At 38.1% G+C, this 16,945-nt stretch carries 12 protein-coding genes and 1 pseudogene; 1 reads left to right on the plus strand and 12 read right to left on the minus strand.

Annotated elements, in window-relative coordinates; translation table 11 throughout:
* Nucleotides 1-160: 160 nt before the first annotated feature.
* The 6 genes and pseudogenes from pulA to ACFX4I_RS15985 all read right to left on the minus strand — a co-directional run.
* A pseudogene (pulA, locus tag ACFX4I_RS15960) lies at nt 161-2,041 on the minus strand (type I pullulanase); the annotation flags it as partial.
* 386 nt (nt 2,042-2,427) lie between these two features.
* Nucleotides 2,428-4,557: an ATP-dependent Clp protease ATP-binding subunit gene (locus tag ACFX4I_RS15965; RefSeq protein WP_377421694.1), complete on the minus strand. Its 2,130-nt coding sequence runs from the start codon at nt 4,555-4,557 to the stop codon at nt 2,428-2,430.
* A 629-nt stretch (nt 4,558-5,186) separates the two neighbouring features.
* Nucleotides 5,187-5,630: a C40 family peptidase gene (locus ACFX4I_RS15970; protein ID WP_283931715.1), complete on the minus strand. Its 444-nt coding sequence runs from the start codon at nt 5,628-5,630 to the stop codon at nt 5,187-5,189.
* A gap of 215 nt (nt 5,631-5,845) precedes the next feature.
* The gene (locus ACFX4I_RS15975; RefSeq protein WP_377421696.1) at nt 5,846-6,472 is read right to left on the minus strand and encodes a metal-dependent hydrolase; all 627 of its coding nucleotides are present in this window, start codon (nt 6,470-6,472) and stop codon (nt 5,846-5,848) included.
* Between the two features lie 499 nt (nt 6,473-6,971).
* On the minus strand, nt 6,972-7,877 hold the full coding sequence (locus ACFX4I_RS15980) for a hypothetical protein (protein ID WP_230302671.1): 906 nt from the start codon (nt 7,875-7,877) through the stop codon (nt 6,972-6,974).
* A gap of 243 nt (nt 7,878-8,120) precedes the next feature.
* Nucleotides 8,121-9,011, minus strand: a complete 891-nt coding sequence (locus tag ACFX4I_RS15985) for a selenium metabolism-associated LysR family transcriptional regulator (protein WP_230302670.1) — start codon at nt 9,009-9,011, stop codon at nt 8,121-8,123.
* Nucleotides 9,012-9,145: 134 nt separating this feature from the next.
* On the opposite strand from ACFX4I_RS15985, the gene ACFX4I_RS15990 reads away from it, so the two are divergent.
* The gene (locus ACFX4I_RS15990; protein WP_377421748.1) at nt 9,146-10,171 is read left to right on the plus strand and encodes a YeiH family protein; all 1,026 of its coding nucleotides are present in this window, start codon (nt 9,146-9,148) and stop codon (nt 10,169-10,171) included.
* Nucleotides 10,172-10,195: 24 nt separating this feature from the next.
* Here the strand turns inward: ACFX4I_RS15990 and speD are convergent, their stop codons facing one another.
* The 6 genes from speD to ACFX4I_RS16020 form a co-directional block, all read right to left on the minus strand.
* Nucleotides 10,196-11,032 carry an adenosylmethionine decarboxylase gene (gene speD / locus ACFX4I_RS15995; RefSeq protein ID WP_283931717.1) on the minus strand — a complete coding sequence of 279 codons (837 nt, stop codon included), beginning with the start codon at nt 11,030-11,032 and terminating at the stop codon, nt 10,196-10,198.
* 160 nt (nt 11,033-11,192) lie between these two features.
* Nucleotides 11,193-11,855 (minus strand): ABC transporter permease, encoded by a 663-nt coding sequence (locus ACFX4I_RS16000; protein ID WP_377421698.1) that lies wholly within the window; start codon nt 11,853-11,855, stop codon nt 11,193-11,195.
* Between the two features lie 16 nt (nt 11,856-11,871).
* A complete protein-coding gene (locus ACFX4I_RS16005) occupies nt 11,872-12,789 on the minus strand; it encodes an osmoprotectant ABC transporter substrate-binding protein (RefSeq protein ID WP_377421700.1) in 918 nt (305 codons plus the stop codon).
* 11 nt (nt 12,790-12,800) lie between these two features.
* Nucleotides 12,801-13,454 (minus strand): ABC transporter permease, encoded by a 654-nt coding sequence (locus tag ACFX4I_RS16010; protein ID WP_377421702.1) that lies wholly within the window; start codon nt 13,452-13,454, stop codon nt 12,801-12,803.
* Nucleotides 13,455-13,466: 12 nt separating this feature from the next.
* Nucleotides 13,467-14,621: a betaine/proline/choline family ABC transporter ATP-binding protein gene (locus ACFX4I_RS16015; RefSeq protein WP_377421704.1), complete on the minus strand. Its 1,155-nt coding sequence runs from the start codon at nt 14,619-14,621 to the stop codon at nt 13,467-13,469.
* A 208-nt stretch (nt 14,622-14,829) separates the two neighbouring features.
* Nucleotides 14,830-16,005 carry an acyl-CoA dehydrogenase family protein gene (locus tag ACFX4I_RS16020; protein ID WP_377421706.1) on the minus strand — a complete coding sequence of 392 codons (1,176 nt, stop codon included), beginning with the start codon at nt 16,003-16,005 and terminating at the stop codon, nt 14,830-14,832.
* Between the last annotated feature and the right edge of the window lie 940 nt (nt 16,006-16,945).

The following is a 16,945-nucleotide window of genomic DNA, read 5'->3' on the forward strand; positions in this document are numbered from 1 at the left end:
AAATTCATCATTAAGTATTTTCTACCCCCGCACATTTTTTCTCAAACTTGCGAAAGAAAATAATGGAAGACTTCATTTGACCAATAATTTTCATATCCGAAAATGAAATAAAGTCGAAGTGAGACCTAGTATTCACTCACTTCGACTTTATTATCATTGGTTAGAGTTTGTGTTTTAGTACAAACGAACTTAAAGGGGCAACGGTTATCTGACTCCCTTTAACCCTTTCTATTACTTCCAGGCCCGCCCGCTGACCATCCACTAAAACGGACCAATCACCTTCGTGGGGAAGAGAAATGGTTATCGCGTCCCAATTTGCATTATGAATCACTGCAATTTTGTAATCCTTATGTTTTAAAGTAAATGCAACCGCATTTGGCGGAGCATCAATGAATTGTAAGTGCTCCTCAATTTCTTCGGGTGTGCTTAACCTAAAAACAGAATGATTTTTCCTGAGCGAAATTAGACCTTTCATATACTCCACTTCCCGATCTAACTCCGCTCTCCTTTTCCAATCCAGCCGGTTAATCCAATCGGAAGATTGATAACTATTTTCATCCCCATCCTTCGTGCGCATGAACTCTTGTCCAGCATGTATCATGGGAATTCCTTGTGACATTAAGACGACGGCCGAAGCTAATTTATGCATCTGTTTCCGTACCTGTTCTGTCGCATCAGAATTAGTGATGAGAAGCTTATCCCATAAAGTATAATTATCATGTGCTTCCACATAATTGATCACTTGATCTGGTCTTTGATATGTTGCTATATCTTCGTCATATTTCAAACCACCAGCGATGCCCTTTTTTATAATATCTTCCATTCCTGGTTTGCCATTCACAAATCCTTTATCATGTTCATTCATTACAAACCCTTTTAAACCATCACGGATCGCATCGTTAAAATGAGCGATTCCAGGCATTTTAAAAGCATTCTTTTGATTTGCTTTCAGCTCTTGGGCCAGGGGGGTGTCCATATCCCAGCCTTCTCCCAAAACAATGAGGGTCGGATCAATTTCTGCCAGTGCCTTTTTCACTTCATTCATCGTTTCCACATCATGAATCCCCATTAAATCGAAACGAAAACCATCAAGGTTAAATTCCTTCGCCCAATAGGTTACGGATTCAATGATGAATTTTCGCATCATTTTACGTTCAGACGCGGTATCATTTCCTACACCAGTTCCATTAGATAAGGTGCCGTCTGCGTTATAGCGAAAAAAGTAAGTGGGAACGAGTTTATGGAAGTTTGAGTCCTCCACTTTATAAACGTGATTATATACAACATCCATGATTACTCGTAAACCGTGATCGTGTAAGCCTTGAATCATTTCCTTTAACTCCCGGATCCTTACTTTTGGTTGATACGGATCAGTCGAATAAGAGCCCTCTGGAGCGTTATAATTCTGTGGATCATATCCCCAGTTATATTGTGGTTCATTCAATTTCATTTCATTGACTGTAGCAAAATCGAATATCGGGATAAACTGAACATGGGTAACACCTAGATCTTTAATATGATCAAGACCCGTTTTCGCTCCTTCTGGACCTTTGGTGCCGGCTTCAATCACTCCTAGGAATTTACCTTTATGATGGATTCCGCTTTCAGGATGAATCGACAAATCCCGAGTATGCAATTCATAAATGACTATGTCCTCAGCTTTTTCGAAAGGTGGTTTATCCCGAGTCCACCTTTTAGGGTTCGTATCATTTAAATCTATCACGACTCCTTTATTACCATTAACAGTAACTGCACGAACATAGGGATCGACGGCTTCACTCCAGGTTTCTCCCACTCTCACTTTATATGTATAAATCAAACCATCCTGATCTCCGTTCAGCTCAATGGTCCAGGTCCCCTTTTCTGAACGAACCATCTGAATCTCCATTCCATCTGTATCATCCCAATGTTTGTAAGTGACTAGCTTAGCTTCAGATGCAAGTGGTGCCCATAATCGGAATGCCGTTTTATCTTTAAGATAGGAATTTCCTAAATCTTTGCCTTCATAGAAATATAGTTCATCCAATTCCGACGGGTTTACTGGATCAATATTTGCAATCGGCAGAAATTCCAACTGATTTTCCGCTTCATTATCCATAGGTTTTCGATTATTTTTATTTTCTTCTTCAAAATAAGAAAGTGAATCTTTAATAGGTCATTCCTCCATTGAAATTCCCATTTTAGAACAGGAATTATTAATTTTTATAATCATGAGCGAATCTTCCCTTATGGTATGATTCCACAGGCAATTCCCATCAAAACATTCGATCGGCAAATTATGTCGAAAATTCAGAAATCTATATTTAATCGAAAACTGCAAGTCAATTAGCTGAACATTACCTATCATTTTATGAAAAGTGAATCCAAAAAAAATAAAAAAATGCCTCCATAACAGTTTTACGGTCTTGGAGGCATTTCTAGTACTCTTTATGGTGTTTTAATAATTTTCACAGAGGTATCCTCAACAACTGCAGTGAAGTTCTTTACTTCTGGCTGCTCAAAGATAAAGTCAGTGATGCCATCTTCGAGCTGTTCTTGAAGAACACGGCGGAGCGGTCTCGCCCCGAAAGCTGGGTGATATCCGAGTTCAATTAGTCTTTGTTTCGCTTCATTAGTTACATCTAAAGATAAACCATTTGCAGCAAGTGTTTCGTCTAGCTCGTGAATCATGATATCAACGATTTGCAGAAGATCTTCCTTCTTCAATGCCGAGAATTCAATGATGCTATCGAATCGGTTCAAGAATTCCGGTTTGAAGAAACTGCCTAAAGATTGTAGGATTGAAGCCTCTTCCACAGCTGAACTTGTACCGAATCCCATTACTTTTTGCTTCTCACCGACCCCAGCATTACTCGTCATGATAATCACGGTATCTTTAAAAGTAACGGTCCGCCCTTGACTGTCGGTTAAGCGGCCATCTTCCATGATTTGCAGGAACATATGCAATACATCCGGATGTGCTTTTTCGATTTCATCCAATAAGATGATACTGTAAGGTTTGCGGCGAACTTTTTCCGTCAATTGTCCGGCTTCCTCATGCCCTACATATCCAGGAGGAGAACCGATTAATTTAGAAACACTGTGTTTCTCCATGAATTCACTCATGTCAAGACGAATCATCGCTTCTTTGTCCCCGAACAATTCCTCAGCAAGGGTTTTCGCCAATTCGGTTTTACCTACTCCTGTCGGCCCAACGAAAAGGAAAGAACCGGTAGGACGATTTTTGGATTTTAATCCAGCACGACTTCTTCGAACGGCCTTGGAAACCTTTTTGACAGCCTCTTCCTGCCCGATTACTTTTTTCATCAGCTCCTCTTGGAGATGAACCATTCTTTCTTGCTCATCTTCTTGGAGCTTACCTACAGGTATACCAGTCTTTTGTTCGATGATATTTTGAATGTCTTCAACGGTAACGGTTGGCTTAATTGCATTTTCCCCAGCCTGCAAGGACTTTTCCAGTTTTTCTTCTTCATCACGAAGAAGGGCAGCTTTTTCATATGCTTCTTCTTTTAAAGCCATTTCTTTTTCTTTATAAATTTGCGCCAGACGCTCTTTCATGTTTTCTACCTGGCCGTCTTCGATGGTCAAGTTCAATTTGGAACCAGCTTCATCCATTAAGTCTATTGCCTTATCAGGCAGGAATCGGTCTTGAATGTAGCGGTTCGAGAGTTCAACAGCCGCTTTTAGGGCTTCCTCACTATATGTTACACCATGATATGATTCATAACTATCTTTTAAGCCATGTAAGATGACCAATGCCTCAGCCGTTGTCGGCTCATTAACGTGTACAGGCTGGAAGCGTCTTTCAAGGGCACCGTCTTTTTCAATTTTCCTATATTCGGATAAAGTGGTTGCCCCGACAAGCTGAAGTTCGCCGCGTGCAAGTGCAGGCTTCAAGATATTTCCTGCATCCATTGATCCTTCGGCTGAACCCGCTCCCACAAGTTGATGAATTTCATCGATGAATAAAATGACATTTTTCCTTTCCTGCAATTCGCTGATCAATTGCTTCATTCGTTCTTCGAATTGCCCTCTAATTCCAGTATTCGAAACAAGGGACGCTACATCAAGCATATATACAAGCTTATTACGTAATTTAACAGGCACTGAACCTTCAACAATCGCTAAAGCAAGACCTTCGGCAATGGCTGTTTTACCGACACCAGGTTCACCGATTAAAACGGGATTATTTTTATTACGTCTATTTAGAACTTCAATGACGCGTTTGATTTCTTCATTTCTTCCGATAACCGGATCGATAAGTCCTGCTTTAGCAGCATCGGTCAAATTGCGGCCATACTCCTCAAGCAATCCTCCGTCCTCGCCATGTTCAGCTGAATCCGGTTTTGGTACATCATTATAATTAAATGGATTGAATGAATTTGGAAATCCATTATATTGGAATTTCCCTGTATCCATTCCGCCCATTGCTGCTCCAAGTTTGTTTCGCTCTTCTTTATAACAAGTGGAGCACAGTTTCACATCATGCTCCTGACCATTCATATTTAGATGAACTTGAATATTTGCTTGGTTTACATGGCATTTTTCACAAAGCATGTAGTACTCCTCCTTTTAAAAATTGAATTCACAATAAATCTTTGACCTTCTTTGACTTTCTGACTTTATTATACATTGACCTTCTTTGACTTTCAATAATTTTGTCTGGGAATTTTTTTGCAATAAAAAAAGAAATTCCTTCGATTTGGTTTGCTAAGCATATTAAATTATCCATTTCCAGTCAAATAAAAAGATTTTATGTATGCCTCTTAGTACATTCAGATATTATTGAACACCCACTTCAGGATAACCATAACGTAATCTATTAACAAAACATCAATTTCCTTTTTCCTTGTCCGTATGCCTCATCCACTCTTATTTTAAAACAAAAAAAGAGACTTCAATTAAAGTCTTTTTTATAGCCAACAAGGGCTCGGATTGGTCTCATCCTGATCTATTAGATTGAAGAAATTTACGACACTTCTGCCGAATAACTGGCTAGCCAAGATCCCACGACGCTTGCTTTGATGAGGCTAGGCAGACAGACGGAAAGGGAGCGGATTTCTTAAAGCAATTTGAACGTTTTTAAAGAAAAAAACTGAAGGCTGACTCAATTATTTCGAGCTTGCCTTCAGTCAGAGACATCATTAAGTCTCTTTGTTTTTTATATTAAGTGTGATTTCCTTCTATTATATACGTTTCGCACCAATATACTTTGGCTTCCAATAACTATTATTGGTTTTAGCGTATGAAACTCCTTTAGATGATGATGAGTGTATGAATTCATTGTTTCCTATGTATATAGCCACATGTGTAGGTTTTTTCGCTTTATTTGGTGCAAAAAACATTAAGTCACCTTTTTGCAGGCTTTTAACTTTCTTTCCTTTTTTATATATGTCAGCCGCGGTTCTTGGTAAATTCTTACCAGCCTTTTGATATGAATACTTCACTAAACCGGAGCAATCAAAACCTGAAGAAGAAATGCCACCCATTTTATATTTTGTACCTAATTCACTTTTAGCCACTTTAATCGCTTTTGTATGATATGAAGCAGCTTCCACTTGGTCCCCAGCAAAAGATGAGGTTACAAGCATGATAGCCAATGACAATCCGACGACAATTTTCTTAAACAAATTATTTTACCCCCTGATGTGATTTGCTAAACTTAATATACTAGAATAGGTATATCACTCGCATCACAGGATCTTTACAAATATGTTACATTTAGTAGATTTAGGAAGAATGACCATATAAAACATAAAAAAAGCCGAATCAGGTGTCCCTTCAATTTAAAGTCAAAGCACCTTTACTTTACTTCATAGAAAAAACAGCGGTAAGAAAACCACTGTCAAAATTCTTTTGAGAAAAATGGAAGAAATAACTTTACCCCACGTTTGTTAAAAGGTAAACATTTCAAATCCGCAATTAAATGACTTATGTATCCTAATAAACAAGTAGTGAAAATTCCGTCAATCCCCATAAAGGCTTCGAATTGATGGGCCACGATGCCAAAGAAAGCCATACCTGCAATCGAATGTGTATAACTTCTATGTGGTGTAAAGGATGCTAGGATAATATAAACTCCTAATAGCCACAGCCAGCTTTCCTGCAAAGATAAACCGCCGCCTAAAACCGCTAATCCAGTCAAGGTCAGCATATGCCTTTGTCTGATGAAAGATGAAATGATGATGATTCCGATTCCTGCCCCTACGCCGATCCATTTTTCCGTTTCAGAGCCTTCCAAAAGACTATAAATGATCATTAATATTCCAATCGTTTGTGCTATCGTTCGAATAAACTTATGTGAGAAGGTAATCCTATTACTTAACTTCCCATCAATATCCATATCGGGCATAAGGCCTGAAACTCCCCCAATGCCAACCAAGAATAAAGTGGTAGTTGGATCTGTTTGAAGTGCGTTTGCCGTCAAGAATCCAACTGTTGCCCCTAATGCCATGTGTGCTGTACCGTTCACTGTCTCTCTCCTGTTCCACTAAGAAGTAATCTCTATTCCCAAGAAACGAATGTTTGTTCGAATCCCAGTATTCTAACTATACAATATTTTGGGGGGAATTACTTTATTTTTTATAAAAAAGCCGTAGTAATCAATAATTTGAGCTTATAAATCCCTCATTCTAAATTAAAATCAATTCTTCTAGAAAGTCTTTAATTCCTTTTTTTAGTTAATTTTCATCACTTAAAACCGCAAAATATTTTTCTGTAAATTGTAGTTTTTCATGAAATTTTATCCAAAATATGAATATACTAATCTATAAGGGGAGTGATTCAGATAGCTTTTTTAAATGCCTTCAATAATTTTAAAAATGGGAAAAAGTCCAAGAAAATTAAGAACATGAATTTTCGGGAACAGCATGTAAAGAAATCGTCTGAGCTCATTGGTAATAATGAAATTGTCCAAAATATAATTAACAATCACCTTTCCAAAAAAAATAACCACTTGTAGGGTGGTTTTTTTAATTATTATGTGAAATCGATTCATTCTTTTCCAGCTTCTCACTCCCATCGTAAATATAGTGATACTGTAAATAGTAATCGTATATGACGTTTTGCAGGATCTTAAGCAGTGATTTATCGAATGTATCGAATTCAGTTTGGTAACTATTTAAGACAGTGACAAATTTCCCGTCCATATTTTCGAAATAATGGATAAGAAAGTTCTTGTAATATTCACTATCACTATTGCTTTTATTCGTAATGCATGGATCGCCGGTTTGAATGGATTTATCAAGCATCGCTTTGATGGATTTTGGCAGCTTTGCTTTTTTGAACTGGTTCAGGGTATAGATATCATAGGTAAATGAAAGTCCTAATTGATCGGAATAAAAATCTACGGCACAGTCCAATGTATAGATTAAGGGTGTTTTAAAGTCCTTGCTGTTGGCAATTTCCTCTGATATCTCCAATTGATATTCCTCGGATGTTAAATACGCAGCAAATTTCATTTTTGAACTGCTCATGCTGAATACTTCATAAACGGCTGCATCTTGTTTTTCAATTTCAATTTCGATATTAAAAAATTTAAAGTGTTTTAAACGGTAAAAAGCAATCGGTGCTAATAGGAAAAGCAATATCCAAACAAGGTAAAGAAATAACGTGTTAAAGATGATTTGATAAAATTCAGAAGTTACGATCGGTTCGATGATTAACGATATCAATGTATGTTCAAAGCCCTGAGAAATAGGAGGGGCAGGTACAACAGCTTCCTCTGGCTTTTTCAAAGTTTGGATACCTAAATGAGCCATCGCAACTAGCGTATAAACAAAAATTAAAATTGTCCCAATCACATAAAATTTTGGCATGAAACCTATAATCCTGTCGAAAACAGAAATTCGCTTATCTTTCTGCTCGTCTATAGCCAATGTGGTTGCTCCTTTTAAGATTATTAATATCAGGAAAAGTCTACAGGGACTTAGAACATCCTGGAGACTACCTATTTAATTTATATGTTTCTAATTAAGTGAAAATACGTAAAATTCGTATAATTATTGACATATTCCAAAATACTTTCGACGTTTTCATTAAAATTAAAAATATTTCGTCGTTAAAAATGCCCAACCTCTTCATTGAAAATGAAAGGATGAGCAAAAGTTTAGGTGATTTATTTAGGACTGGCCCCTTATCGCAAATTCTTCGACCTTCCTTAAAAACAACTCCATGGCTTTTGAGGCTTCGAGGTCTAACTTTTTCACGATCGAAAAAGGTCTTATAATGGGTTCATTTTTCAAATGAAAGGTTTTCAATTCATTGGACTTCAGTTCTTTTTGTACAGTCAATCGTGATAACAGGGCAATGCCAAGCCCAGCCATCACCGCTTCTTTCACTCCTTGGATACTGGTGAAAATAAAGGTTTTCTTTATATTTAACTCCAGGCTTCTCAGAAGTTTATCGGAATATGTACGGGTTCCCGATCCTTGCTCCCTAAGCACCCATGTTTGGTTTTGGAGCAATGTGCCCTCGATGAGATCCATCTGTGAAAGTGGATGAACCGGTGGGACGACGACAATCATCTCGTCATTCATGAATGGTCTGACATCAATATCTTTATAATCCGTTTCACCCTCAATCAAGCCTATATCAAGCTTATTCGAACGTATTCCTTGTATGACTTCATTAGAATTCGAGATGATGATTTGTATGTCCACCATCGGATATTGAGCCGCAAATTCTGCTAAAACTTTTGGAAGGTAGTATTCCCCTATCGTGAAGCTTGCACCTATTTTCATCGTTCCGCTAACCACGTTATTAAATTCATTTATTTCTCTTATTGCTGTCTCATAATGATCAAGCATTTGCTTTGCATGTCTATACAAAATTTTTCCCGGCTCTGTTATTTGTACTTGTTTGGGAGAACGATAAATTAATTTCGTTCCTAACTCATTTTCCAGATTTCTTATGTGAAGACTGACTCCTGGCTGCGACAAGTTCAGAATGTCCCCTGCTCTTGAAAAGTTTTTCTGTTCGATAACGGTGACGAATACTTTTAACGGATCCATAGTTACCTCCCTTATTTACCTATGTGTTTCATTTTATCATAAGTGAAAGTAATCATTGAAATAGCAAAAATATATTTCACTTATTTTTAATTAAGCTTTAAAGTTAAGGCATCAACATAGATGGAGTGATCACACTGGAACAAACAAACGTCGAAATTAAAAAACTTGAATTTACAAAAGGAATAGCATTGACTTTGCTAATTGCCATTGCTGCAAAATACTTAGCAGAGCTTCCATTCCTTCATATAATGGGACAGTTAGTCATTGCGATACTGATTGGTGTTGTTTGGAAAGCGATCATTGGCGTCCCAGCTTATACCGTTGCAGGGACAAATTATTCAAGTAAAGTCCTTTTAAGAATGGGCATTATTTTATTGGGAATGCGCCTGAACCTAAAGGATATATTTAATGCCGGTCCGAAAACATTTGCAGTGGGTGCCATTTGTCTTGGATTTGCTATATTAGTAGTTTATGGATTGACGCGTCTTTTTAAAGTTGAGAAAAAGCTAGGCATATTGACAGCTTGCGGAACGGGAATTTGTGGAGCTGCTGCCATCCTGGCAATTTCCTCCCAAATAAAAGCAAAAGAAAAAGATACTGCAATAGCAGTAGCGACGGTTGCTGTTTTAGGTACAACCTTCACTTTCGGTTATACAATCCTATATCCATTATTGGAGTTATCCGATCAAGGATACGGTATATTCTCGGGAGCGACACTACATGAAATCGCTCACGTGATCGCTGCAGCAGCGCCAGGGGGGAATGAGGCAGTCGATTTGGCAGTCGTGGTCAAATTGACTAGGGTGGCCCTGCTCATTCCCGTTGCCATTTTAATCGGTTTCATCATGAATTGGAAAGATCGATCAAGAGATAACGGAAAGAAATTTTCCTGGAAGTCCATTCAAATACCTTGGTTTATTTTTGGGTTTTTGTTAATGAGTGCCCTTTATTCTACAGGTGCAGTTCCTGAACCCATAGCCGATAAACTTGTTATGCTTTCCTATATCCTCATGGCTATGTCCATGGCAGGACTAGGATTGAATATTGACCTCGTGACGTTTAGTAAATATGGCGGTAAACCTTTTATAGCTGGACTGATCGGCTCTATATTATTGACTTGTCTCGGGTATGTATTAGTTCAGGTTTTCCATTTAAATTAACTTTTCAAATAAAACAAGCATCCCTTAATCGGCATGCTTGTTTTTTTCTATTGGATGCGGAACATTGGCACCATAAAAAATTTCATCCATCTCCGTTCGAAGCCTTTCTATAATTTCTTGCCTTTCTTCTGTATTCAGCTTTTCCTCTGTATAGCCGAATAGGTAATTATTAATATCGAATCTTTTCAGCTTACATTTTGTATGGAATATATTTTCCTGGTATACATTCACATCAATCATGTCATATAAACCCTTCACTTCATCAGGAATATAGTTTTGAATGGAATTAATATCGTGATCAATGAACAATTTCCGCCCATCTTTATCTCTCGTAAAGCCTCTTACTCGGTAATCGATCGTGATAATGTCGGTATCGAAAGAATGAATGAGATAATTAAGGGCTTTAAGAGGTGATATTTCCCCACAAGTAGAGACATCGATATCGGCCCTGAATGTGCTAATGCCTTCATTTGGATGGAATTCAGGGTATGTATGTACGGTAATATGGCTTTTATCGAGTTGCATGACCACATTATCAGGTAAAGGCCCTGGTGATTCTTCATAAGTTCCCGTAGGTACTTCTACGACAGGACCTTCCGAAACAAGAATGGTTACACTTGCGCCTTGAGGGACATAATCCTGTTTGGCTGTATTTAAAACATGTGCCCCTATTAAATCAGAAACATTGTGCAAGATCTTCGAAAGCCGCTCTGCATTATATTGTTCATCGATATAATCCAGGTAGGCCTCTCTCTCTTCCCTGGTTTTTGTGTAACAAATATCATACATATTAAAGCTTAAAGATTTCGTAAGATTATTAAAGCCATGAAGTTCAATACGCTGCTCTGGTGTAAGTTTCATGATTGATTCCCCTTATATTTTTTTACGACTACCCTTATAGTTACCCTTTTTCTAAAATAAAAAACTAAGTCTGCCAGTCTAAGCTTCTGACTTCTAATCGGTAATTGGCATTTCTGGCCATGGAAAAGCCATTGCATTAACATGCAATGGCTCTTTAGGTTTAGGCAGTATGAATTTTTTTCTTTTTTATCGGTGAAAGAATTCGTTCCAGCCAGCCGAGTATAAGATCTGAGAGAATGGCCATCAATGCAGTCGGAATTGCTCCTGCAAGTATAATTGCCGTTCCATTTGAAGCATTCGTTCCCCTGACAATGATATCCCCCAGCCCGCCTGCGCCTACGAATGTACCGACCGCGGTTACTCCAATTGCAACGACAAGCGCTGTACGTAAGCCAGCCATGATGACTGCCAGAGATAATGGCAGTTCGACCATTCTTAGTAACTGGAGCTTCGTCATCCCCATTGCCTTGCCAGATTCTAAATAAGCATGATCTATACTTGTAATTCCGACATAAGTGTTCCTCAAGATTGGCAGTAAGGAATATAAAAACAATGATAAGATAACCGTATTTGTTCCTAACCCCATTACTAGCATCAGGAGAGCGAGCATAGCCAATGCTGGTGTGGTTTGTATCACATTCGTTATCGAAAATACCCAATTGCTCAATTTCTTATGTTTCGCAATGAAAATGCCAATGGGGATGGCTACAATTGCTGCAAATAAAACTCCATAGGCAGACATTAAAAAGTGGCGATAAAATTCAGTTAGTACATACATCCAATTTTGGGAATAATAAGTTCCCAGCTGTTGCAAGATTTCCATTAGTGTGCACCCCCATTTATTCAAAGTATTTATGTGCTTTAAGGAATTCCGATGCTACGACCGCTGGCTCCTTCAAGTTCCCATCAACTTCATAGTTCAGTTCCTGCATGGTTTCAGTAGTGATTTCACCAATTAACTTGTTAAGTTCATCTTCAATTTCAGGATATCGTTCCAATAATTCTTTGGTTACTACCGGTGAACAGTCATATGGAGGGAAATATTGTTTATCATCTTCCAAAAGCTTCAAATCATTAACCTTAATCCGTCCATCTGAGGAATATGCAAGGACAATATCCATCTGACCATTTTTGACTGCATCGTATACCAAGCCAATCTGCATCGGATAAGTTTCCCCAAATTCCAATCCATATGTATCGACGAACCCTTTATAACCATCCCCTTTTCTTTTCAGCCAAGCACTATCTACACCTAACCTTAAATTATCTGCATCCTTTTCCAGATCCGATATTTTCTGATACCCCTTTTCCTCTGCCAATTCATTTGAAATCGTAAAGGCATAAGTGTTATCGAATCCGTAAGAATCAAAAAATTTGAACCCATATTGTTCTTTGAATTCCCTTTGAACAATTTCCATCGCCTTTACTGGATCCTTTTCAATTTCCTGCCCCAGTACACTCGTTAAATCAGTCCCCGTATATCGAGTTGCGGCTATGTCTATGTCACCGGTCTCCATCGCCTTTTGCTGAACGAAATTGGAACCTAGATTTTTAATGATTTTCGTATCAACTTCCGTATTCCTTTCAAGGAGTTGAGCGATCATGTTCGCCAAGATCTCGGATTCGGTCATGCTTTGGGCACCGATCTTTACAGTAGTTTCAGAAGAGGACCCTAAACCAGGCAAGGAGCAGCCAGTGATCACTAATGAACAAACTAAAAGGGTCATGAAAATTGTACGTCTCATTTTTTTATACATGGTAATCCTCCTCAAGCAACTTCCTTCATACCTTTCAATCCTTTTGGTACGACTTTTCGTTCAATGATCGAGAATACATAATCCACCAGGATAGCCATGATGATTACCGGAACTGCACCTGCGATGATATATTCTGTTTGGTATAAATTCAAACCGATAAAAATGTAATCTCCAAGTCCCCCGCCTCCAATAAAGGAGGCTAAGGTGGCCCATCCAATTAAATAGACGGAAGCCGTACGGATGCCAGCCATAATGACGGAAAGTGCAAGCGGGAATTCAACGAGACGAATTCTCTCCCAGCTTGTCATCCCGATGCCGCGTCCGGATTCCAGCAGATTTCCATTTACGCCTTTAATGCCTGTGTATGTATTCCTGAGTATGGGTAATACGGAATAGAAAAATAACGCAATGATTGCGGGTGTTTTTCCAACTCCGAGGAAAGGAATGAAAAAGGCTAGGACCGCTAAGCTCGGCAATGTCTGCATAATGTTTGCTAATCCGATTATTATCGAAGCGCTCCTTTTCATTCGGGTCAACATGATCCCTAGTGGTATGGCAACTATTATTCCAAGGAAAACAGCGATCAAGGATATATATAAGTGCTCCCACGCCTTATAAACCAATTCTTGCCAGTTCGTTTGTAAAAAATCGAGCAAAGTTTCCATCTCATTCACCTCCTAAAACATTTCTGCCATTTCTGCCATTTGACTTTCTTCCTCTCCCCAGATGCTGTCATATACGATGTCCACCAATGTAGCCCTAGTGACAATTCCGACCAAATGTTTATTGTGGTCAACTACCGGCACGTATTTGAATCCTCGTTTTAAAATCTTCTGAACGGAATCGCGGATTAAAGTATCCTGTTTCACTGAATAGACATCAGTATTGATGACTTCACTAATAAATTTAGCCTTTTTTCGATATTCACTGATCGTTTCAACATCCACGAACCCTTTTAACACATTTTGCTCATCGACTACAAGTAAAGAATCTACCCTTTTCTCGCGCATGATCGTAATAGCATCTGTAAGGGATTTTTCCTCTGTAATGGATATTGGATTTCGACTCATGATCTGTTCAACCAACTCAACATTTGGCCTTGTTTGAAGCAGGCGATCTTTGCCGATGAATTCTTCCACAAACTCATTGGCTGGGTTTCTGAGAATTTCATCCGGTGTTCCCACTTGGACGATTTCACCAGCTTTTAAGATGACGATCCTGTCAGCTAGTTTAATGGCTTCATCCATATCATGGGTAACAAAAACGATTGTTTTATCAAGTGTGCGCTGTAGATTTTTAAATTCCTCCTGAAGGGCATCGCGGGTGATTGGATCTAGTGCACCAAAAGGTTCATCCATTAAAATGAGTGGAGGATTGGAAGCTAGTGCTCTGAGAACGCCTATCCTTTGTTGCTGCCCGCCGCTCAATTCGTAGGGATATCTTTCCAGGTATTCAGGTCCCATATCGACAAGCTGCAACAATTCCAGTGCGCGTTCCTTTTTTTTCTGTACATTCCATTTAAGAAGTTTTGGAACGAGGGTGATATTTTCAAGAATCGTCATGTGAGGGAAAAGTCCGATTTGCTGGATAACGTACCCGATCTGTCTTCTTAGCTCGACTGGATCTTTATCCATGATATTTTCACCATTAATAAGTATCTTGCCTTCCGACGGTTCGATAAGACGGTTAATCATTTTCATTGTCGTTGTCTTACCGCATCCACTCGGACCAATAAAGCAAATGAACTCGCCTTTTTTAATATCCAATGATATATTTTTTACAGCTTTTTTTCCTCCCTTATAGATTTTCGATACATTTTCGATTTTTAACATAACAAGCACCTCCATCATTCGCATACAATTACAAATTTTACAAATATATTAATTTTTTATTTGCACAGTCTCTTGTACCCATATAACAAACTGTATAAACCTTTTATTTAAAAAAACTAGTTCGTTGGAATTATATTGAATAAATGGTATAAAAAAACCACCTCATGTTAATTGAGGTAGTTGAATGATTTATAAAATTAACGATGAATTAAAACCCAATATTTTTAGCAATCAGGGTTTTTACGGTTTCATCTGTCCCTGTAAAGAATGTTGTCAAAGGAATGTCCCGGTGACGCTGGGCAATTTTATCGTCTCCTATATTTCCGTAGCCATCATGTAATTGCATGCACTTATCGGATATTCGCTTAGACATCTCCGTTATCCAATATTTAGCCATCGATACTTCAACTATGATATTCTCCCCAGTCATATGTTTACAGATTAAACCATCAACAAACGTTCTTCCCAGATGAATATCTGTCGCTATTTCAGCAATGGTAAACTGTGCATTTTTAAATTTACTTATTTTCTTATCAAATGTTTTTCGTCCTTTTATAAAATTCATCGTTAAGTGAAGCATTTCTTTCGCTGAAATTAAAGACACGATCGTACATATTATTCTCTCCTGCTGCAGTTTTTGCATGATATATGAAAGACCCTTCCCTTCCTCTCCAAGGAGGTTGCCAACAGGAACTGAAGCATCATCGAAAAATAGTTCGGCTGTGTCTGAGCATCCCTGAACTGTTTTACCAAGCTTTCTTCCCCGTGAAAATCCTGGCGTATCTTTATCAACGATCAGTAAACTGATTCCGCCCTCAGAAGGAACAGTATTAAGATCAGTTTTGCATGCCACTATCATGAAGTCGGCTTTAAAGCCATTTGTGACAAACGTTTTGGCTCCATTGAGAATATAATACCCATCTTTTTTAATCGCTGTGGTTTGAATATCCCCTAATTCCGAACCTATTCCCGGCTCTGTCAATGCAAAAGCTGAAATCAATTCACCTGTAATGAATTTTGGTAAATATCTTTGTTTCTGATCTATTGTTCCGAATGAGGCAATATAAGGGGCTACAACATCAGAATGAATTGATATTCCTCTTAACGCTGATCCAACCATTTCCAATTCCTCTACCAGCACAACTGAATATCCAAAATCTGCTCCTATTCCACCGAATTCCACATCAAGCCATGGACATAAAAATCCATTATCTCCAATCTTTTTCCAAAATGAGTGAGGAATTCCCCCCTCCTTTTCCCATTGATCATAAAAGGGGACAGCCTCCTTGACGAGAAATTCGCGAATTGATTGTTTAAATAATAAGTGTTCTTCCGCTAGGAAGGAACGAGAATCATCCTTATTGCTTGCCATCGTGCTAACCATGGGTTAACCTCCATTCTCTAACGATTTTGCACTTATAATCCACTAACATAATCAAGTTAAATATCCAGATGTAAACGGTTACAAACACAAATATTAAACTGTTAAAATGACCCACAATATTCTTGTTCAACAAAAGTATTGAATTCCCTTTTATAAATCTATTTTTTACCATTATAAATCTTGTTTTTTTATTACTTAGCTGCTTTGAATATGGGTTTATTATGTATTCTGTCGAGGTTATTTTTGGAATATAATTGGTATTCATTTAACAAAAATTCATTTTTTAATTGCATAATAAAATGGGTGTTGTAACAGAGGCTGTTACAGCAATAAACCAGCTAAAGGATGTCAATATCTTTGTTTGTTCTCCTCTGCTGTTTAACGCCCTCCCAGCAGTTTCATAGCTTCGCTTATTATTCGATATCTAAGTCCCAACCAACCCCCAACATGTTTCTACAAGTAGGGGGCGGACAGTTTTCTTCACGAAATCATGTCCCACGCACCCGTACGTCCTGCCCTGGCTACTGATATATTAGAATTTATTTTAAAAAAAGAATCCCAAATAATTTCCATTCGTTTATATTGAAGCTTGAAATAAACCCAAGTATCCTCTCAAACTCATTTAAGAGTGTTTTGCATTTTATCCGTAGCACTTATCTATGTAAAAACAGGTGCGAAAGTAAATAAATTAAACTTTACATAAAGCAAAAAATACTCTGGAGTATATCTCATCCCAGAGTATTTTTTATGCTATACTACTTTTTCATTTAACCGCCTCTTTTCCTTATCCGGTATAAAAGCAGTAAACTTTGGAAGCAATAATTTGTATTTCTTCCCCTGTATGTGGGTTTCAAGTTCGATCTGCTCGGCCGTACACCTCAAATGTACCAAATCTAATCAAATTAGAGCTCATCAAAGTAAGGACTCGAGATCTATTACA

Origin of the sequence: Peribacillus sp. YIM B13472 (assembly GCF_042788005.1) — a bacterium.
Lineage (GTDB): Bacteria > Bacillota > Bacilli > Bacillales > DSM-1321 > Peribacillus > Peribacillus simplex_E.